This is a genomic window from Burkholderia sp. AW33-5, assembly GCF_053427615.1.
Window position 1 is genome coordinate 120534 of record NZ_JBSAXA010000004.1, and the last position, 20196, is coordinate 140729.

At 70.1% G+C, this 20196-nt stretch carries 14 protein-coding genes; 9 read left to right on the plus strand and 5 right to left on the minus strand.

The window, feature by feature from the left end; all coding sequences use genetic code 11:
* Window positions 1-28: 28 nt before the first annotated feature.
* The 4 genes from catC to ACV22V_RS10405 all read right to left on the minus strand — a co-directional run bounded on the left by catC (window position 29) and on the right by ACV22V_RS10405 (window position 4732).
* The gene (catC, locus tag ACV22V_RS10390; protein ID WP_059536876.1) at window positions 29-319 is read right to left on the minus strand and encodes a muconolactone Delta-isomerase; all 291 of its coding nucleotides are present in this window, start codon (window positions 317-319) and stop codon (window positions 29-31) included.
* Window positions 320-364: 45 nt separating this feature from the next.
* Window positions 365-1501, minus strand: coding sequence for a muconate/chloromuconate family cycloisomerase (locus ACV22V_RS10395; protein WP_059700830.1), 1137 nt, complete (start codon window positions 1499-1501; stop codon window positions 365-367).
* 380 nt (window positions 1502-1881) lie between these two features.
* Complete coding sequence (locus tag ACV22V_RS10400) at window positions 1882-3408, minus strand: CYTH and CHAD domain-containing protein (RefSeq protein ID WP_448013744.1); 1527 nt, start codon at window positions 3406-3408, stop codon at window positions 1882-1884.
* Window positions 3409-3547: 139 nt separating this feature from the next.
* Window positions 3548-4732 (minus strand): sugar transporter, encoded by a 1185-nt coding sequence (locus tag ACV22V_RS10405; protein WP_059700828.1) that lies wholly within the window; start codon window positions 4730-4732, stop codon window positions 3548-3550.
* Window positions 4733-4936: 204 nt separating this feature from the next.
* Between ACV22V_RS10405 and ACV22V_RS10410 the strand changes: the two genes are divergently transcribed.
* On the plus strand, window positions 4937-5611 hold the full coding sequence (locus ACV22V_RS10410; RefSeq protein WP_448013745.1) for an HAD family hydrolase: 675 nt from the start codon (window positions 4937-4939) through the stop codon (window positions 5609-5611).
* 102 nt (window positions 5612-5713) lie between these two features.
* On the opposite strand, the gene ACV22V_RS10415 is transcribed toward ACV22V_RS10410, so the two are convergent.
* Window positions 5714-5956, minus strand: coding sequence for a DUF6566 family protein (locus tag ACV22V_RS10415; protein ID WP_059536889.1), 243 nt, complete (start codon window positions 5954-5956; stop codon window positions 5714-5716).
* Between the two features lie 178 nt (window positions 5957-6134).
* On the opposite strand from ACV22V_RS10415, the gene ACV22V_RS10420 reads away from it, so the two are divergent.
* From ACV22V_RS10420 to glgB, 8 genes are all read left to right on the plus strand, one after another.
* Window positions 6135-6830 (plus strand): MgtC/SapB family protein, encoded by a 696-nt coding sequence (locus ACV22V_RS10420; RefSeq protein ID WP_059536892.1) that lies wholly within the window; start codon window positions 6135-6137, stop codon window positions 6828-6830.
* A complete protein-coding gene (locus ACV22V_RS10425) occupies window positions 6827-7165 on the plus strand; it encodes a hypothetical protein (protein WP_059536895.1) in 339 nt (112 codons plus the stop codon). The genes ACV22V_RS10420 and ACV22V_RS10425 overlap by 4 nt, the downstream gene beginning before the upstream one ends.
* A complete protein-coding gene (locus tag ACV22V_RS10430; protein ID WP_448013746.1) occupies window positions 7162-9381 on the plus strand; it encodes a VTT domain-containing protein in 2220 nt (739 codons plus the stop codon). Before ACV22V_RS10425 ends, ACV22V_RS10430 begins: the two co-directional genes overlap by 4 nt.
* The gene (locus ACV22V_RS10435; protein WP_448013747.1) at window positions 9372-10139 is read left to right on the plus strand and encodes an endonuclease/exonuclease/phosphatase family protein; all 768 of its coding nucleotides are present in this window, start codon (window positions 9372-9374) and stop codon (window positions 10137-10139) included. Before ACV22V_RS10430 ends, ACV22V_RS10435 begins: the two co-directional genes overlap by 10 nt.
* 377 nt (window positions 10140-10516) lie before the next feature.
* Window positions 10517-11005 (plus strand): phage protein NinX family protein, encoded by a 489-nt coding sequence (locus ACV22V_RS10440; RefSeq protein WP_448013748.1) that lies wholly within the window; start codon window positions 10517-10519, stop codon window positions 11003-11005.
* 185 nt (window positions 11006-11190) lie between these two features.
* Window positions 11191-14583, plus strand: a complete 3393-nt coding sequence (locus tag ACV22V_RS10445; RefSeq protein ID WP_448013749.1) for a maltotransferase domain-containing protein — start codon at window positions 11191-11193, stop codon at window positions 14581-14583.
* The gene (gene treS, locus ACV22V_RS10450) at window positions 14583-17993 is read left to right on the plus strand and encodes a maltose alpha-D-glucosyltransferase (RefSeq protein WP_448013911.1); all 3411 of its coding nucleotides are present in this window, start codon (window positions 14583-14585) and stop codon (window positions 17991-17993) included. Before ACV22V_RS10445 ends, treS begins: the two co-directional genes overlap by 1 nt.
* Window positions 17990-20191: a 1,4-alpha-glucan branching protein GlgB gene (gene glgB, locus ACV22V_RS10455; protein WP_448013750.1), complete on the plus strand. Its 2202-nt coding sequence runs from the start codon at window positions 17990-17992 to the stop codon at window positions 20189-20191. Before treS ends, glgB begins: the two co-directional genes overlap by 4 nt.
* The last annotated feature ends 5 nt before the right edge of the window (window positions 20192-20196 follow it).

Here is a 20196-nt window from a genome sequence, read left to right on the forward strand (position 1 = left end):
GCCGTTGCGGAAGAGGCGGCTCCGTGGCTCAAACGTCGCCGTCGTGTACCGACGACGGGTGGCGACACAACGGCGTCACCGAAATCTTCATGTACGGGAACAGCGGCAAACCGGTCAGGATCTCGTGCAGCTCGGCGTTGCCGGATACGTCGAACACGCTGTAGTTCGCGTATTCGCCGGCGATGCGCCAGATGTGGCGCCACTTGCCGCTGCGCTGCAGGTCCTGCGAATACGCCTTCTCGCGGGTCTTGATCTCGTCGGCCACGCCGGCCGGCATGTCGGCCGGGAGATTGACGTCCATGCGTACGTGGAAAAGCATCGTGATGTCCTGGTGCGTGTTCGGGTTGTTGCGATTTGTCGCGGGTCAGCGGGAGACTTTCGTCAGCCCGTCGCGGGTGAAGCGCGCGACCTTCGCTTCGTCGAGCTCGATGCCAAGGCCCGGGCCGCTCGGCACGGTCAGTTCGAAATCGCTGTAGTCGAGCGGGGTCGTGAGAATCTCTTCGGTAATCAGTAGCGGTCCGAACAGTTCGGTGCCCCACTGCAGGTTCGCGAAGCTCGCGAACAGATGCGCGGACGCGACCGTGCTGAACGCGCCTTCGAGCATCGTGCCGCCGTACAGCTCGATGCCGGCCGCGTCCGCGATCGCCGCGACGCGCTGCGCCGCGAAGAGGCCGCCGCTCTGCTCGATCTTGATCGCGAACACGTCCGCGCCGTGATGCTTCGCGATCTCGAACGCGCTGTCCGGGCCCTGCAGGATTTCATCGGCCATCAGCGCGACCGGGAAGCGGCGCATCAGCCGTGCGAGCGCCGCGGCCGACGCGACCGGCTGCTCGACCAGTTCGCAGCCGGCATCGGCGAGCGCCGGAATCGCGCGCGCGGCCTGCGTTTCGCTCCACGCCATGTTCACGTCGACGCGCACCGACGCGCGCTCGCCGACCGCCCGCTTGATCTCGGCCACGTGCCGGATGTCCGCGTCGAGCGCCTTCGCGCCGATCTTCAGCTTGAACACGTTGTGGCGGCGCAGGTCGAGCATCCGCTCGGCTTCGGCGATATCGGTCGCCGTGTTGCCCGATGCGAGCGTCCACGCGACCGGCAGGCGATCGCGCCGACGGCCGCCGAGCAGCTCGCTGACCGGCACGCCGAGGCGCTTGCCGTGCGCATCGAGCAGCGCGGTTTCGAGCGCGCTCTTCGCGAAGTGATTGACCTTCGCGAGCTTGCCGAGGAATGCCATCAGCGTCTGGATGCGCGTCGCGTCCTTGCCGATGATGGCCGGCGCGAGGTATGCGTCGATCGCGAGTTTCATCGCTTCCGGGCTTTCCGGGCCATAGGCCATTCCGGCGATCGTCGTGCCTTCGCCGGTGCCCGTCACGCCGTCGCTGCAGGTCACCTTCACCAGCATCAGCGTCTGGCCGTGCATCGTGGCGACCGACAGCTTGTGCGGACGGATCGTCGGCAGGTCGACGAGGCGGGTTTCAATGCGTTCGATGGTGACGGGAGACATGGGGCACGCTGCGTGTGGGGAGTTCATGGAACGGATTTATACGCGGCGGCGAAATGGACCGTCCAATACTTTTGGTCTCGCTTTTTCATACCTGACAGGTATCGTAATTCGCTGCGATTCGCGAAATATTGCACTGCGCCATACCCGTTTTGTCTGGTTGGCGTGGCGGAAAGGCTTGATGGGAGGCGCGAAACGGGTTTCCGGGGCGCGGCTTTGCGAGCGATGAAATGCGCGGGGCGGGCGACGGGCGACGGGCGACGTCGACGGAAATCGAGGTCCGGGGTGGGCGGATCAGGGTTTTCCTGATGCGAATGCGGCGTGGCCGGCCGCCCGTATTCCGCACGAAGGCGCCGCGATCCGGCCACGTCCCCGTGGCCGGATCAGTGCGGTGGCGAAAGACGCCTGAAGCGCTTCCACAGCTTCTTCATCGTCGGACGATCGGCAGCCACGCGGGCGGCCAGGAAACCGCGCGCAAAGGCCGCGCCCGGCGCAGCGGCGGGCGCCGTGCGAGGCAGCGCCTTCAGAAGCTGCTCCGCGACCACGGCATCGTTGCGCCAGCCCAGATCGTCCTGAAGCGCGGTCAGCGCGTCGACGTAGGGCCGGACGGTCCGCCTGGAACAGAGCGACGCGAAGAATTCCGTCGCGTATCGGACTTTCTTCGCCGCGATGCGCGCACGGTGACGACGGCGATCGTCGAGATCGGCCAGCCCCTTGCCACGTTCGATCAGCTTGCGATGCCGCCGACGCAGGACATCCGTGGCAAACCGCCTCGCCGGCCGACCGATCGCCGCGCGCTGTTCGTCGGACATCCCCGCTCGCCAGCCCTGTCGGCTCAACCACGACGCGAGTTGCAGCGCGAGCCGCGTGTAGCGAACCGATTCGACCGCGGCGGCGGCGCGCTGCCGGTTCCTGACCGCAATCTGCTCGCACGCGTCGCGGGCAGCACGAACCTCGTCCGGATGGCCGTTGGCGCCGGCCTGTTCGAGCGTCGTTCCCGCGAGCACTTCCCAGTCCCGCGCGGTGCCCAGCTCCGACGCGATCCAGCGCAGTTCGTCGTCAAGGCCGGGAAACGCGGGAACCGCCTTCCCGAACAGGTCGAGGGCGGAGCGCAAACGACGCAGCCCCACACGCATCTGATGCACGCTCGACGGGTCGTGACCGGACGCGACGCCACGTTCGTTCGCGTTGACCTGGTCCAGGCAGTTGCGCGCGATACGGCAGAACGCGTCTTCGATCGAATCGCGTTTCTTCAGTTGCACCGGCCGCGCCTTGACGGCCGCGCGGTGCTCGCCGACGAGGAGCCCGTAGCCGAGATCGGCCTTGCTCTCGCGATCGATTCGCAACGGCACGATGTCGAGCATGGCCAGCGCGACGCCGTACAGGCTTTCCGGCTCGCCGCGCTTCAGCTCCAGTTCGACGGCGGCGATCGGGACCGAACCCGACGCCGCTTCCACGGTACCTTTGTCGAGCGCGACCTCGAGCTCGTCTCCGGACGGCAGGCGCAGCGGAAAGACCGACCGCCTGATCCGCGTGACGAACACCGGCTCGAGCTGGCCGGCCGTCGCCTCGTCGCGGACGAGCCTGCCGCAATCGCTGTCGTCGGGTATGCGTTCCCGCAGCGGCGCGAGATCGGGGACGTCGCCATCGACGGGCGTTTCGAACTCGTTCCTGTCGAACAGTCCGGCCTGCGACGCCCCGTCCAGCTTCAGCGTCTGGACCCTCTCGTCGCCGGTCGCGCGCACCCGCAGTGAAGCGGCGCACCGGTGCACGCCGAGCGCGGGTGTATCGAAATAGGTGCTCGTCAGCAGTTGCGATGCGCTGGCGCGCCCGGATTGCGCGAGCAACGGCGCGCGACGCAGCTTGTCGAGATCCTTTGCGGAAATCCGCAGTTTCAACTCCCGTTCCATGGCGCCTCCGATGTGCGTATCCTTGTTTCAGGCTACACCCGATCGGTCGTGCCGGCGGCCATACGTGCGCCGCGGGACGCGAAACTGCGGCAGCGCGATGCGGCGGGAATCCGGCGCGACGGGCCGCACCGACGGCGGATTACGCCACCGCCCGCCGCTCATGCAGCCGCAACGCGGCCCACGCGATCCCGGCGGAGGCGATCCCGACCACCCCGCCGAACGTCCCGATCCACGGCAGGCCGAAATCCCCGGCGATATGGTTGCCGAGCAGCGCGCCGGCGCCGATGCCGACGTTGTACAGCCCGGAAAAGATCGACACCGCGAGATCGGTCGCCTCGGGCGCGAGCTTCAGCACCCACGCCTGCATCGCGAGCCCGAAGCAGACGATCGCGCCGCCCCACACCAGCGTGTGAACCGACAGCGTGACGATGTTCAGCGCGCTCGGGAACAGGATCAGCAGACACGCCGACAGCGCGATGATCGACGCAAGCAGGAAATCGGCCGGCCGCTCCGGAAACACGCGGTTGAAGCAGACCGCGGCCGGCATGCCGGCGACGCCGAACAGGATCAGCACGTAGGTGATCCGGCTGCTGCTCGCATGATTGACGCTCTGCACGAACGGCTCGATGTACGTGTACGACGTGAAATGCGCGGACACGACCAGCACGGTGATCGCATACAGCGATACCAGCGCCGGCTTCCTGAGAAACATGCCGATGCTGGACAGCGATCCGGCGCCCTGGCTCGGCAGCGCCGGCAGCGTCATGCGCAGCATCAGCAGCGCGACGGCCGCCGCGCCGCCGATCACGAGGAACGTCACGCGCCAGCCGAGCGCCTCGCCGATCACGCGCCCGAGCGGAATGCCGGCGACCATCGCGATCGCCGTGCCCATCGCGAGCAGGCTCAACGCGCGGCTTTTGCGGTCGCTCGGCGCGAGCCGCACGGCCAGCGGGACGGAAATCGACCAGAACACCGCATGCGCGCACGCGATGCCGAGCCGGCCGATCATCAGCACCGTGAAATTCCACGCGACGCCGGTGACGACATGGCTGCCGATGAACACCAGCAGCGCGCAGCTCAGCAGCTTGCGCCGCTCGACGTGGCGCGTGACGAACGTCAACGGCAGCGACACGACCGCGACGGCCCACGCGTAGATCGTCAGCATCAGGCCGACGTCGGTCGGCTGCATCCGCAGGCTGTCGCCGATCGCGCTCAGCAGCGCGACGGGCACGAATTCGGTGGTGTTGAAGATGAAGGCAGTGAGTGCCAGGGCCAGGACGCCCCACCACGACTGTTCGGAACTGACGGCGTCCGGAGTTGCCATACGGGAATTCGACGAGGGTTGGGGGCGCGTGCGGCGCGGGCAGCCGGCCCGGCGCATCGGCGCCCGGCGCATCGGCGCGATTGTACCAGCGGCAAATGACACGTCGCCGCCGGGACATGGCGATGACACGGCCGCGCGCCGATAATGCGTCGAAGGCCTTTTCGCGGACGATTCGCCCGAATTTCATCGGGCCAGGAGATTCACATGCGCATTGAAACGTCGTTTCTGTTCGATCTCGACGGCACGCTCGTCGACAGCGTCTACCAGCACGTGCTCGCATGGAAGGAAGCGCTCGATGCCGAGGGCATCGAGCTCTCGGTGTGGCGCATCCACCGCAAGATCGGGATGAGCGGCGGCCTGTTCCTGAACCAGTTGCTGCGCGAGACGGCCGGCGACATCGACGCCGAGCGCGTCGAACGGCTCGCGCGGCTGCATGCGGCCGCTTACCAGCGGCTGCGCGCGCAGGTCCGGCCGCTGCCGGGCGCGCGTGAGCTGCTGGCCGCGCTGTCGAACGCGGGCATCCGCTGGGCGATCGCGACCAGCGGGCGGATGGAAACGGCCGCCATCAACCTCGAGGCGCTCGGCGTCGATCCGGCGAAGAACGTGGTCGTCACGCGCGATCAGGTCAAGTATGCGAAGCCGGATCCCGATCTGTTCCTGACGGCCGCCGCGAAGCTGAACGTGCCGATCGAGCATACGGTGGTGGTCGGCGACAGCATCTGGGACATGCTCGCCGCGAGCCGCTGCCGCGCGCTGGGCGTCGGGCTGCTGTCGGGCGGTTACGGCAACGACGAGCTGGAACGCGCGGGCGCGCTGCGCGTGTACGACGATCCGGCGGATTTGCTGTGGCACCTCGACGAGATCGCGGCGCGGCCGTGAGGCCCGAATCGCCCGCCTGACCCGCGGCGCCGGCCCTCCGGCGTCGCCTTCGTCGGCGCGTCGCGCCGCGTGCACGCATCCGGCCGCGCCGGTCGGGTCGGATCAATCGTCGTCGACGCGCTTGTCGACCAGATAACGCCCGCGCTCGACGCCCGCGCGCAGCGCCTCGTCCTCCGTCTTCCATTCCAGGCCGTCCGGCTCCGGCACGTAGAGCTCGATGCGCGCGCCGTCGACATACACCTGCACTTCGTCATCCCACGCGCCGCGCGCGTTGCGCCGCGCCCAGACGCGAATCTCGTGGCCGCGATACGGGTCGCGCACCTGTGCGTCCTGTTGATGCTGCATGCTGGCCCCCTGTGCTTATCTGCGATGGCGATGCAAAAAATGCGCGCCGCACGATCGCCGCGCGCGCCGTCGGCCCCCCGCGCACAAGCCGTGCCCGCTGTCCGGCCGCCCGGCACGCACCTTGCGTCCCTCTTGCGCACGGACCGCTCCGGAACGCCAGACAAAAAAGGAGGCCACGATGATCGGCCATTTGGAACTCCTCGGACGCCTGCTGCTCGCCGCGCTGCTCGGCAGCGTGGTCGGGCTCGAACGCGAACGGCTCAACTGGGCCGCCGGCCTGCGCACGCACATGCTGGTGTGCGTCGGCTCGGCGCTCGTGATGCTCGTCTCCACCTTCGGCTTCGAAGACGTGCGCGGGCAAAACGGCGTCGTGCTCGATCCGTCGCGGGTGGCGGCGCAGGTGGTCTCGGGCATCGGCTTTCTCGGCGCCGGCTCGATCCTGCTGCGCGGCGAAGTCGTGCGCGGGCTGACGACGGCCGCGAGCCTCTGGGCGGTGGCCGGCGTCGGCCTCGCGGCGGGCGGCGGCATGTACGTCGGGTCGATCGGCGCGACGGCGATCGTGCTCGCGATCCTCGCGGGCGTGAAGCCGATCGAGCGCCGCTTCATCGCGCAGCGGCAGCAGCGCACGCTGCGGCTCGTCGTCGAGCGCGGCGGCCTGACGCTCGGCACGCTGCACGACACGCTCGGCACCGGCCGCGTGCGCGTGAAGCGGTTCATCGTCCAGCAGTCCGACGACGATCCGGATACCGACGACATCTCGGTGTCGTTCTCGCGCACGAGCGGCGCGGAATTTGCGGCGATCTGCGAAGCGCTGCAAGGCATCGCCGGCGTGCGGACCTGCAGTCCCGACACCTCGTCAAGGAGTTTCGCGTGACCCAGACCGAACTGCTCTCCTACCTCGTGACGAGTCAGTTGGCCGCGCGCATGCGCAGCGGCACATGGCTCACGACCAGCCAGGTGGTCGGCGCGCTGCGCGCATGGCTCGCGTGCCGTCACGCCGAATGCGGCTGGCTCGACCGGATCCGGATCGCGAACGCGTCCACCACGATCGCGCAAGGCATCTACGAGATCGCGGCCGCTTACGGCGATCCCGACAGCGGCGAACGCATCCGGATCGACGCCGATTCGCCGGAACTGCTGGCGCTGCGCGCGCGTTGCGACGCGCTGCTGCAACGCATCGACGGCGACCCGGACGTCGATGCCCGATGATCGTGCCGGACCGCATGCCGCGCACCGCATTCGCGACGGCAGGCCCCGACGACGCGGTTGCCGCCCCCTCGCACACGGACGAGCCGGCAAGACACGGGCTGCTCGAATGCGGTCGCAACTGCGACACGATCCGCGATGCGGACCGCTTCGCGATGCTGGTGGACGGCGACGCATATTTCGCGACGCTGCGCGCCGCGCTGCGGCGGGCGCGCCACACCGTCTTCATCGTCGGCTGGGACGTCGACAGCCAGATGCATCTGTCGCCCGCCGACGCCGGCGACGGCCTGCCCGGCACGCTCGCCGCATTCCTGCACGCGCTCGCGGCCGCGCGGCACAACCTGCGCATCTACGTGCTCGCGTGGGACTTCGCGATGATCTACGCGCTGGAGCGCGACTGGCCCCCCGTCTATCGCGCCGCGTGGCGTGCGCACCGCGGCATCCGCTTCCGGCTCGACGACACGCATCCGCGCGGCGCGTCGCATCACCAGAAGCTCGTCGTGATCGACGACCGGCTCGCGTTCGTCGGCGGGCTCGACCTGACGCGCGAACGCTGGGATACGCCCGCGCACGCGGCCGACGACCCGCGCCGTCGCGATGCACGCGGGATGCCGTACGGGCCGTTTCACGACGTGCAGGCGATGTTCGACGGCGACGCGGCCGCGGCGATCGGCGAACAGGCACGCTCGCGCTGGCTCAATGCTTGCGGGCGTCCGATCGCGATCCGCGCGCAGCGGCATCTCGAGCGTGACGAAGACGTCGATCCGTGGCCGCCCGGCGCGCGCGTCGACATGCGCAACGTGCGGCTCGGCATCGCGTATACGGCGCCGGGCCACCGCGGTCGCGAGCCCGTGCGGCAGGTGCGCGCGCTGGTCGAGGACACGATCCGCGCCGCGCGCCGCCACCTGTACATCGAAAACCAGTATTTCACCGCGACGGTGGTGCGCGAGACGCTGTCCGCGCGGCTGGCCGACGCGCACGGGCCGGACGTGACGGTCGTCGCGCCGCGCGTGCAGAGCGGCTGGCTGCAGGAAGCGACGATGGGCGTGCTGCGCGCGCGGCTGCACGCGACGCTCCAAGCCGCCGACCGCTTCGACCGCTACCGGCTGCTGTATCCGCATGTCGACGGCCTCGGCGACACGTGCGTGAACGTGCACAGCAAGATCCAGATCGTCGACGACGAATGCATCGTGATCGGCAGTGCGAACCTCAACAACCGGTCGATGGTGCTCGACACCGAATGCTGCATCGCGCTCGTCGCGGCCGGCGAGACGCGCATCCGTGCCGCGATCGCCGGGCTGCGCGACCGCCTGCTGGCCGAACATCTCGGCACGACGCCGGCGGCAGTGGCCGCCGCGTTCGCGGAAGCCGGCCGGCCGAACGCCGCGCTCGACCTGTTGCGCGCGAAACCGGGCCGCACGCTGCGCACGCTCGACCCGGCCGTGGCACCGCAGCTCGACGCGCTGGTGCCGGTCAGCGCGCGGCTCGACCCCGAACAGCCGATCGAGCCGGACCGGTTCGTCCGCGAGTTCGTGCCGCGCGAACAGCACCGCTCGCTGACCGCGCGCTTTTTCGTGCTCGGCGCGGCCGTGCTGCTGATCGCCGCACTCGCGCTCGCGTGGCGCTTCTCGCCGCTCGGCAAGGCGCTGAACGTCGCGTCGCTCGCACATGCGGCCGCCCACGCCGCGCAACTGCCGGGCGCACCCGCGCTGCTGCTGGCCGGCTACGTGGTCGCGGCGACGCTGTCGGTGCCGATCACGCTGCTGATCACCGTCACGGGCCTCGTGTTCGGCGCGTGGCCGGGTTTCGCGTATGCGTCCGCCGGCACGATGGCGGCCGCCGCCGTGACCTACGGAATCGGCCGCTGGCTCGGACGCGACGCGGTGCGCCGGCTCGCCGGCGCCCGCGCGAACCGGCTCAGCGAACACATCGGCCGGCGCGGCGTGGTCGCGATGGCCGTGCTGCGGCTGCTGCCGGTCGCGCCGTTTACGATCGTGAACCTGGTTGCCGGCGCATCGCACATCGGCCTGCGCGACTTCCTGGTCGGCACCGCGATCGGCATGCTGCCCGGCATCGTGCTGACCGTCACGTTCGCGCACCAGCTGACCGCCGCGTTCAGCCATCCCGGGCCCCGCGCGTTCGCGTGGCTCGCGGCGATCGGCGTCGCGTTGGTCGGCGTGTCGGTACTGCTCGTCAGGGTGCTGCGGCGATGGCGCTGAGCCGGCAGCCGGCCCCGCCGCCGGACATCGTCACGTCGGACGCCCCGCCCGCCGCCGCGCCCGGCGGGCGCGACCTGCGGATCGCGACGTACAACATCCGCGGCGGCTACGGCGCATGGCCCGCGCGCGCGGCCGACCGGATCGCGGCAGTCATCCACGAACTCGACGCGGACGTGATCGCGCTGCAGGAAGTGCCGCTCGGCGGGTCGCGCGCGCCCGACGTGCTCGCGCACCTGCTCGACGCGACCGGCATGCACGCGGCGGCCGGTCCGACCATCGATACGCCGGAGCGCCGCTACGGCAATGCCGTGCTGTCGCGCTGCCCGATCCGCGCGGCGCGCACGCTCGACCTGTCGTTCCACCAGCGCGAGCCGCGTGGCGCGCTCGATGCGGACATCGACTGCGGCGCGGGCACGCTGCGCGTGGTCGCGACCCATCTCGGGCTGTCGGCGAACGAACGCAGCGCGCAGGTGCAGCGGCTGCTCGCCGCGTTCGACACCGGCGCGATGCCGGTGATCCTGATGGGCGACATCAACGAATGGTTCGTGCGCGGCCGCGCGCTGCAGACGCTGGTCACGCGGTTTCGCCGCGCGCCGGCGCCGCGCACGTTCCCGACGCTGTGCCCGGTGTTCTCGCTCGACCGCATCTGGATTCATCCGGGGGAATTGCTGGTCGACGTGAACGTGCATCGCAGCATGCTGGCCCGGCACGCGTCGGATCATTACCCGCTCGTCGCGCGAATGCGTGTGAGGTCATAGGGCCTGTTCACGCTAATAATGGGCTTGCGAACGTGCCTTGCCGGTCGTAGTGCAAGGAGCAGGGAGCGCCGTTTGGCCGAGCCAAACGCCCCGAAGGAAGTCCCCTTGGGGGACAAGCGACGTGCGACGCCGCAATGCGGCCGGCAAAGCTCGTTCCCCTGTTCCGAAAAAATTCATTCGTGGGGCTGGCCTCCAGAAGGGCCGATCGCTGCGTCATGCTCCTTGCGAATACGTCGAGTATTCGCTTCGTCGCATTCCTTGCGCTCGGCCCTTCTGGGGGCCAGCGCAAGCCCATTATTAGCGTGAACAGGCCCTAACCTGGCACGCCGCTTGCGTCCACGCCCCACCGCGTTGACGAACCCTGACGGAGCTTGCCCATGCGAACCGACGAACTCGCCGGAACGGCCCTCGACTACTGGTGCGCGCGCGCGTTGTGCGCGGACGACGAAGACACGCTGTGCTTCACGGCCGTCGAGCCGCAACTGGTCGTGACCGCCGCTTGCGACGCGTTGCGACGCCTCGACGCGCATTTCGCGCCGTCGGCATCGTGGGCCGACGCGGGAGCGGTGCTCGATCGCGTCGGCGACCTGCGGATCGCACGGCGCGGCGACGCCGTCGAATGCGACGCAAGCTTCATCGACGGCCCGTCGACCTGCGCGGCGCGCGCGCCCGATGGACGAACCGCGCTGCTGCGCGCATTCGTGCGGGCGCGCTTCGGCGACGACGTCGATCCTCCACCGCCGTTCGCGCACCGGATCGAGCGCGGGACGCCGGTGCGTTACGACCCCGGAGCGCCGCTTCCCGACGCGGACGCCGATCCGGCCACCGGCGACCGTTCGGACATCCGCTCGATTCCGCGCATGTGACGGCGGCGAATGCGCCGGCGCCGCCCGGCGCGCAATGCAGCGACCGTACAGCGCTCATGTAAAAACGACAGGGGTTCCGTATCCGGCGTCCCGCACGCACGTTGCCGCTCGGGGCGCCGCGCCGCAGGCACGCGGGTTGCGGCGCACGGCCGTTACCGTTCGCCGCCGCCCGCTCACGCCACTCCATGAACGTCACGCCACCCTTCGCCCCACATCTCTACTTTTGCGACGCCCGCCTCGTCGGTCCGCTCGACGTATGGCCCGACACCTTCGCCCACATCGCGGGCATGGGCTTCGATCACGTGCTGATCGGCGGCTTCTGGGCCGCCAGCGTCGCGGGTTTTCCGCGTCACGTCGCCGACTTCCACCGGCCGGCCGCGACGTTCGCGACGCGCGCCGGCGCGCTCGAGACGTTCTCGCGGCTCGCGCAGATCGCGCACGGCCACGGGCTGCGCGTGATGCTCGAAGTGATACCGGACCGCATCGCGCGCGACAACCCGCTGCGCGCCGAGCATCCGGACTGGTACGTCGAGCGCACGCACGACGACGCGCTGATCGATCCGCGTCGCGCCGCGCATGAACTCGACGTCGCGCATGCACAGGTCGGCGAGGACGCGGCACACGACGCGCTCGCCGCGTGGTGGTGCGCGCATCTCGCCGCGTTCGCGGACGCCGGCGCGGCCGGCTTCCTGATCGACGCGCCGCATCATCTGCCGGCCGCGTGGTGGCCCGGCTGGCGCGCGGCGCTGCGTCGCGCGCGCCCGGACGTCGCGGTGCTGGCCGGCGTGCCCGGCCATGCGCGCGACGCGCTCGCGCAATTCGAGGCGGCCGGCTTCGACGCGGTGTTCTCGTCGGCACGCTGGTGGGATCTGCGCTCGCCGTGGTTCGCGGACGAACACCGGCTGCTGCGGCGCATCGGCTCGCCGATCGCGTTTCCCGACGCCTACGACGGCCCGCGTCTCGCCGACGACTGGCACGACGCGCCGAACGAAACGCTCGCCCGCGCGTATCGCCGCGCGTTGTGGACCGCGGCGGCGCTCGGCACCGGCTGGCTCGTGCCGATGGGCTTCGAGCGCGGCGTCACGCTGCCGCTGATGGCGCGCGATGCGGACGCCGAGCGCTATCGCGCCGCGTTCGACGGTGCGCGCTTCGACCTGTCCGGCGCGATCGCCGACGCGAACGCATGGCGCCGTGCGACGCCGCTCGCGGCCGAGCGCGGCGAAATCGCGCAACTGAGCGCGCCCGGCGCAGCCGCGACCGCGCTGTTGCGCGGCACCGGCCCGTCGCTCGAGCACGACGACGCGGCGCTGCTGATCGTGCTGAATCCCGATCTCGATGCCGAAGCGCCGGTCGATCCCGCCGCGATCCTGCCCGGCGTGCCGGGCGGCTTCACGCACGTCGCGACACCGGACGGACCGCATCGGCACGCGCTCGTCACGCTGCCGGCCTTCACGCTCGAACCCGGCGGTCATGCGTTGCTCGACGCGTCGCACGCGCCGCCCGCGACCACGCGCGCCGATGCCGCCGACGAGCGCACCGCGCTGTCCGCCGCGCTCGCGGCCGACCGGATCGCGATCGAGCGCGTCGAGCCGGCCGTGGACGGCGGCCGCTTCGCGATCAAGCGCGTGATCGGCGAAACGCTGGTTGTGCACGCATCGATCTTCTCCGACGGCCACGCGCATCTCGCGGCCGCGCTGCAATGGCGCGCGGACGACGAGGACGACTGGCGCGAAGTGCCGTTCGTCGCGGAGCCGAACGATCGCTGGCACGCGCGCATCGCGCTCGACCGGCTCGGCCGCCATGCGTTCCGCGTGATCGCGTGGCGCGACGACTGGGCGTCGCTCGCCACCGACATCGCGAAGAAACACGCGGCCGGCCAGGACGTGACGCTGGAAATGCGCGAGGCGCAGCTGCTGCTCGCGACCGCGCTGAAGCGCGCCGCGCCCGCCGATCCGCGCGCGGTCCGGCAGATGGAGCAGCTCGCGGCCGACTTCAAGGACGCGTCGCACGAACACCGGCTTGCACTGATCGGCGACGCTGCGCTGGCCGACGCATACGCGGCGCTGCGCTACCGCCCGTTCGCCACGCACGACAAGACCGTCTATCCGGTCGAGGTCGAGCGCCGTGCCGCGCGCTTCTCGAGCTGGTACGAGATGTTCCCGCGCTCGGCGAGCAACGATCCGCACCGGCACGGCACGTTCGACGACGTGATCGCGCAGTTGCCGCGCATCCGCGACATGGGCTTCGACGTGCTGTATTTCCCGCCGATCCATCCGATTGGCACGACCGCGCGCAAGGGCCGCAACAACACATTGAAGGCCGGACCGGACGACGTCGGCAGCCCGTACGCGATCGGCTCGCCCGACGGCGGCCACACGGCCGTGCATCCGCAGCTCGGCACGCTCGCGTTGTTCCGCACGCTGGTCGATGCGGCGCGCGCGCAAGGGCTCGAGATCGCGCTGGACTTCGCGATCCAGTGCTCGCCCGACCATCCGTGGCTCGCCGCGCATCCGGGCTGGTTCGCATGGCGGCCCGACGGCTCGCTGCGCTTCGCGGAAAATCCGCCGAAGCGCTACCAGGACATCGTGAATCCCGACTTCTACGCGCCGGATGCGCAGCCCGACCTGTGGCTCGCGCTGCGCGACGCGGTGCTGTTCTGGGTCGACGCGGGCGTGCGGATTTTCCGCGTCGACAATCCGCACACGAAGCCGCTGCCGTTCTGGGCATGGATGATCGCCGACGTGCGCGGCAAGCATCCGGACGTCGTGTTCCTGTCGGAGGCGTTCACGCGGCCGGGGATGATGTACCGGCTCGCGAAGGTCGGCTTCTCGCAGTCGTACACGTATTTCACGTGGCGCGAGACGAAGCGCGAGTTCATCGATTACCTGACCGAGCTGACGGCCGGCCCGCCCCGCGAGTTCTTCCGGCCGAACTTCTTCGTGAACACGCCCGACATCAATCCGCGCCACCTGCAGAACGCGCCGCGCTCGCAGTTCGTGATCCGCGCCGCGCTCGCGGCCACGCTCGCCGGCTCGTGGGGCCTGTATTCGGGCTTCGAGATCGGCGAATCGGCGCCGCTGCCCGACAGCGAGGAATACGCGGATGCGGAGAAATACGAACTACGCGCGCGCGACTGGAACAAGGCCGCGCACATCGGCGCCGAAATCGCACGTTTGAACCGCGCGCGGCGCGAGCATCCGGCGCTGCAGACCCACCTCGGCCTCACGTTCGCCGACGCGGACAACGACCAGGTGCTCGTGTTCGTGAAGGCGACGCCCGCGCACGACAGCGTCGTCGCGGTCGCGATCAGCCTCGACCCGTGGCATCCGCAGGCCGCGAATTTCACGCTCGATGCGTCGCTGTGGCGCGGCTTCGGGCTCGTCGACGGCGAACCGCTCGACGCGCTCGAACAGGACGCCGCGCATGCCGAAACCTGGCGCGGGCATCGCCAGTACGTGTCGCTCGACCCACACGTGCGGCCGTATGCGATCTGGCGGCTCTCGCCGTCCCCCGGCGCCGCGCGAGCGGCGGCGCCCGAGCCGGGCGACGCCCGACACCCTTCCGGAGCACACGCATGATGAAACGCGAAGACTCCCTCGACGACGTGCGCCGCGCGCAATTCCCGTCGCTCGCCCCGGCCGGCACGCCGCGCCGGCGCCGGTCGCGGCGCCGCGCGCCCGCGCTCTGCGCGGACGATCCGCTGTGGTACAAGGACGCGATCATCTATCAGGTGCACGTGAAGTCGTTCTACGACTCGAATAACGACGGGATCGGCGACTTCCCCGGCCTGATCATGAAGCTCGACTACATCGCCGAGCTGGGCGTCGACACGATCTGGCTGCTGCCGTTCTACCCGTCGCCGCGCCGCGACGACGGCTACGACATCGCGGATTATCGCGACGTGCATCCCGACTACGGCACGCTGGCCGACGTGCGGCGCTTCATCCGCGAAGCGCACGCGCGCGGCATCCGCGTGATCACCGAACTGGTGATCAACCACACGTCGGACCAGCACCCGTGGTTCCAGCGCGCGCGGCGCGCGAAGCCCGGCTCGATGCATCGCGACTACTACGTGTGGTCCGATACCGACACGAAATACGCCGGCACGCGGATCATCTTTCTGGATACCGAAACGTCGAACTGGACGCACGACCCGATCGCCGGCCAGTATTACTGGCACCGCTTCTACTCGCACCAGCCGGACCTGAACTTCGACAATCCGGCCGTCGTGCGCGAGGTGCTCCAGGTGATGCGCTTCTGGCTCGATCTCGGCATCGACGGGCTGCGGCTCGATGCGGTGCCGTACCTGGTCGAGCGCGAAGGCACCAACAACGAGAACCTGCCGGAGACGCACGCGATCCTGAAGCGCATCCGCGCGACGATCGACGCCGAGTATCCGAACCGGATGCTGCTCGCGGAAGCGAACCAGTGGCCGGAGGACGTGCAGGAATATTTCGGCCGCGAGGACGAATGCCACATGGCGTTCCACTTCCCGCTGATGCCGCGCATCTACATGTCGATCGCGAGCGAGGACCGCTTCCCGATCGTCGACATCATGCGGCAGACGCCGGCGCTCGCGCCGAGCAACCAGTGGGCCGTGTTCCTGCGCAATCACGACGAGCTGACGCTCGAGATGGTGACCGATTCCGAGCGCGACCTTCTTTGGCAGACCTATGCGTCCGATCGGCGCGCGCGGATCAACCTCGGCATCCGGCGCCGCCTCGCGCCGCTGATGGAGCGCGACCGGCGCCGCATCGAGCTGATCAACTCGCTGCTGCTGTCGATGCCCGGCACGCCGGTGATCTATTACGGCGACGAACTCGGGATGGGCGACAACATCCATCTCGGCGACCGCGACGGCGTGCGCACGCCGATGCAATGGTCGTCGGACCGCAACGGCGGCTTCTCGCGCGCGGACCCGGAACTGCTGGTGCTGCCGCCCGTGATGGGCTCGCTGTACGGCTATGACGCGGTCAACGTCGAGGCGCAGACGCGCGACCCGCATTCACTGCTGAACTGGACGCGCCGCATCCTGTCGACGCGCCGCGCGACGCAATCGTTCGGGCGCGGCACGATCCGCTTCCTGCGCCCGGAGAACCGCAAGGTGCTCGCGTACCTGCGCGAACTCGAAGGCCACGAGACGGTGCTGTGCGTCGCGAACCTGTCGCGCTCGTCGCAGGCGGTCGAACTCGACCTGTCCGAATTCGCGGGCCGCGTGCCGATCGAGATGACGTCGGACTCGGCGTTTCCGCCGATCGGGCAGCTCACTTACCTGCTCACCTTTCCGCCGTACGGGTTCCTGTGGTTCGTGCTGTCCGAGCACGGCCGCGAGCCGTCGTGGCGGCAGCCGCACGCGGAGCCGCTGCCCGAATACGTGACGATCGTGATGCGGCGCGGCGACGTGCGGCCCGACGTCGGGCAGCTGCATACGCTCGCGCACGATGCGCTCGCGTCGTGGCTCGCGCGGCGGCGCTGGTTCGCGTCGAAGGACCGCAAGATTGGCGATGCGTGGCTGAATGTCGTCACGCCGATACCGGACGAACCGTTCCAGTACGCGGAGGCATGGGTGTCCGCGAGCGACGGCGGCGTCGAGCGCTACGTCGTGCCGCTGGCCGCCGCGTGGGGCGGCGAGACGTCGCATCCGCTGTTCGCGCAGCTCGCGCTCGCGCGCGTGCGGCGCGGCCACACGGTCGGCTACCTGACCGACGCGTTCGCGCTGCCCGCGTTCGCGCGCGGGATGCTGCGCAAGCTGCGCGACGGCGCGACGGTGCCGACGTCCGACGGCGGCCGCCTCGACTTCCTGCCCGAGCATGCGCTCGCCGCGCTCGACCCCGGCGACGACGCCGAGGTGCGCTGGCTCGCGGCCGAGCAGAGCAACAGCTCGCTCGTGATCGGCGACGAGATCGTGCTGAAGCTCGTGCGCAAGGTCGCGCACGGCATCCATCCGGAAGCGGAGATGAGCCGCCACCTGACGCGGATCGGCTATGCGAACACCGCGACGCTCGCCGGCGAAGTCGTGCACGTCGATCCGGACGGCTCGCCGCATACGGTCGCGATCCTGCAGCGCTATGTCGACAACCAGGGCGACGCGTGGACGCGTTCGTTCGACTTCCTGAAACGCGCGGTCGACGAGCTCGCGCTGCCCGCCGTCGCCGACGGCGAAGCGGCCGAGCCCGACGAGGAACCGGACGCGCTGCTCGGCTACGCGGCGTTCGCGGGCATCGTCGGCACGCGGCTGGGCCAGCTGCACGTCGCGCTCGCGCAGCCGTCCGACGACCCGGCCTTCACGCCGGAGCGCGCGACGCCCGAACACGTCGACGGCTGGTGCCTCGACGCGATCGCGTCGTTCAGGCACGCGCTCGACGTGCTGGCCACGCGGCTCGATGCGCTCGATCCGGCCATGCGCGCCGCCGCCGACACGCTGCTCGCGTCGCGCGACGCGGCCGTGCAGGCGCTCGGCGAACTGGTGCCGCGCACGCTCGACGCGCAATGCACGCGGATTCACGGCGATTTTCATCTCGGCCAGGTGCTCGACGTGCAGGGCGACGCGCTGCTGATCGACTTCGAGGGCGAGCCCGCGCGGCCGCTCGAGCGGCGCCGCGCGAAGTCGCATCCGCTGCGCGACGTGGCCGGCTTCCTGCGCTCGCTGTCGTACGTGAGCGCGACCGCTCAGTTCGCGATCGAAAAGGCGCCGCCGCAGGCGGCCGGCCGCAAGCGTGCGCTGTTCGACCGCTTCGGGCAGGCCGCCGCCGACCGCTTCGTCGAATGCTATCGCGCGGCCGCCGACCAGGCGCCCGAACGCTTCGTCGACCCGCGCTACGCCGATCGCCTGCTCGCGCTGTTCCTGATCGACAAGGCGTCGTACGAACTCTGCTACGAGGCCGCGAACCGCCCCGACTGGCTCGGCGTGCCGGTCGGCGGGCTCGCCGCGCTCGTCGAACGCCTGCTCGACGCGGACCGCACACCCGACAACGGAGGCACCCGATGACCGACACGCTGTTCGATCGCCGCGATATCGATGCGCTGCTCGCCGGCCGCCACCCCGACCCGTTCGCGTGCCTCGGCCCGCACGGGGATGCCGGGCGGATCGTCGTGCGTGCGCTGCTGCCCGGCGCGCGGCGCGTGCGTGCGGTGACGCCCGACGGCGACGAACTCGGCACGCTCGCGTGCGTCAACGACGCCGGCTGTTTCGCGGGGACGCTCGCGCACGACGGCCATTACCGGCTCGCGATCGACTGGCCCGACACGCGCCAGGTGACCGACGACGCCTATGCGTTCGGCATGCTGCTCGACGACGCGGCGCTCGCGCGTTTCGCGGCCGGCGACCCGGCCGCCGTGCTCGACTGCCTCGGCGCGACGCCCGCGCGCATCGACGGCGTCGACGGCGTGCGCTTCGCGGTCTGGGCGCCGAACGCGCAACGCGTGTCGGTGGTCGGCGACTTCAACACATGGGACGGCCGGCGGCATCCGATGCGGCTGCGGCGGCCGTGGGGCGTATGGGAGCTGTTCGTGCCGGGCATCGGCGCCGGCGAGCATTACAAATACGAGCTGTGCGCGAGCGACGGACGCGTGCTGCCGCACAAGGCCGATCCGTGCGCGCGCGCGACCGAGGCGGCGCCCCGCACGGCGTCCATCGTCGCCGACACGGCGGCGCTCGACGCGTTCGCGTGGCACGACGACGGCTGGCTGCACGCGCGGCCGCACGCGGACCGCCGCTTCCGCATCCCGTGGTCGATCTACGAGGTGCACGCGGAATCGTGGCAGCGCGTGCCCGAGGAAATGGACCGCAGCGCGACCTGGGACGAGCTCGCCGAGCGGCTGATCCCGTACGTGCACGGCATGGGCTTCACGCACGTCGAATTCATGCCGATTTCCGAGTATCCGTTCGGCGGCTCGTGGGGCTACCAGCCGCTCGCGCAGTTCGCGCCGTCCGCGCGCTTCGGGCCGGTCGACGGCTTCGCGCGCTTCGTCGACCGCGCGCATGCGGCCGGCATCGGCGTGATCGTCGACTGGGTGCCCGCGCACTTCCCGAACGACCCGCACGGTCTCGCACAGTTCGACGGCAGCGCGCTGTACGAGCACGCCGATCCGCGCGAAGGCATGCATCCCGACTGGAACACCTGCGTGTTCAACCTCGGGCGCAACGAGGTCGGCGCGTTCCTCGTCGCGTCGGCGCTCGCGTGGGCACGGCGCTATCACGTCGACGGAATCCGCGTCGACGCCGTCGCGTCGATGCTGTACCGCGACTATTCGCGCAAGGAAGGCGAATGGGTGCCGAACGTGCACGGCGGACGCGAGAATCTCGAATCCGTCGCGTTCCTGCGCACGCTGAACGACACGCTGCACGGCGCGCTCGCGCCGCAGGGCGTCGTCACCTTCGCGGAGGAATCGACGGCGTGGCCGGGCGTCACCGCGTCGACCGGCGACGGCGGGCTCGGCTTCGACTTCAAGTGGAACATGGGCTGGATGCACGACACGCTCGCGTATCTGCGCGAGGATCCGATCCATCGCCGGTATCACCACGACCGGATGACGTTCGGGCTCGTCTATGCGTTCTCCGAGCGCTTCGTGCTGCCGCTGTCGCACGACGAGGTCGTGCACGGCAAGGGCTCGCTCGCCGCGAAGATGCCCGGCGACGCGTGGCAGCGGCTCGCCACGCTGCGCGCATACTTCGGCTTCATGTGGGCGCATCCCGGCAAGAAGCTGCTGTTCATGGGCAGCGAATTCGCGCAATGGGCCGAGTTCGCGCACGACGCGACGCCGCATTGGGACCTGCTCGACGCGCCCGCGCATCGCGGCGTGCAACGGCTCGTGCGCGACCTGAACCGCGTGTACGCAACCGAACCGGCGCTGCATGCGCTCGACTGCCACGCGGAAGGCTTCGCGTGGCTGATCGGCGACGATCGCGACAACAGCGTATTCGCGTTCGCGCGCCGCGACGACGTCGGACGCCTCGTGGTCGCGGTCAGCAACTTCACGCCGGTGCCGCGCGCCGGCTATCGCATCGGGCTGCCCGCGCCCGGCCAGTGGCGCGAACTGATGAACACCGATGCGGCCGTGTACGGCGGCACCAATGCCGGCAACGACGGCGCCGTATGGGCGGAAGCCGTGCCCGCGCACGGCGAATCGTGGTCGGCCGCGTTGCGCCTGCCGCCGCTCGCGACTGTATGGCTGAGTCCGGCCTGACACCC

Excerpts from the sequence above, each read along its gene's own strand:
- treS (WP_448013911.1), top strand. The coding sequence starts at position 14,583 with ATGAAACGCGAAGACTCCCTCGACGACGTGCGCCGCGCGCAATTCCCG.
- glgB (WP_448013750.1), top strand. The coding sequence starts at position 17,990 with ATGACCGACACGCTGTTCGATCGCCGCGATATCGATGCGCTGCTCGCC.
- ACV22V_RS10415 (WP_059536889.1), bottom strand. The coding sequence starts at position 5,956 with ATGCAGCATCAACAGGACGCACAGGTGCGCGACCCGTATCGCGGCCAC.
- ACV22V_RS10420 (WP_059536892.1), top strand. The coding sequence starts at position 6,135 with ATGATCGGCCATTTGGAACTCCTCGGACGCCTGCTGCTCGCCGCGCTG.
- ACV22V_RS10435 (WP_448013747.1), top strand. The coding sequence starts at position 9,372 with ATGGCGCTGAGCCGGCAGCCGGCCCCGCCGCCGGACATCGTCACGTCG.
- ACV22V_RS10400 (WP_448013744.1), bottom strand. The coding sequence starts at position 3,408 with ATGGAACGGGAGTTGAAACTGCGGATTTCCGCAAAGGATCTCGACAAG.
- ACV22V_RS10440 (WP_448013748.1), top strand. The coding sequence starts at position 10,517 with ATGCGAACCGACGAACTCGCCGGAACGGCCCTCGACTACTGGTGCGCG.
- ACV22V_RS10395 (WP_059700830.1), bottom strand. The coding sequence starts at position 1,501 with ATGTCTCCCGTCACCATCGAACGCATTGAAACCCGCCTCGTCGACCTG.
- ACV22V_RS10405 (WP_059700828.1), bottom strand. The coding sequence starts at position 4,732 with ATGGCAACTCCGGACGCCGTCAGTTCCGAACAGTCGTGGTGGGGCGTC.
- ACV22V_RS10430 (WP_448013746.1), top strand. The coding sequence starts at position 7,162 with ATGATCGTGCCGGACCGCATGCCGCGCACCGCATTCGCGACGGCAGGC.
- ACV22V_RS10445 (WP_448013749.1), top strand. The coding sequence starts at position 11,191 with ATGAACGTCACGCCACCCTTCGCCCCACATCTCTACTTTTGCGACGCC.
- ACV22V_RS10410 (WP_448013745.1), top strand. The coding sequence starts at position 4,937 with ATGCGCATTGAAACGTCGTTTCTGTTCGATCTCGACGGCACGCTCGTC.
- catC (WP_059536876.1), bottom strand. The coding sequence starts at position 319 with ATGCTTTTCCACGTACGCATGGACGTCAATCTCCCGGCCGACATGCCG.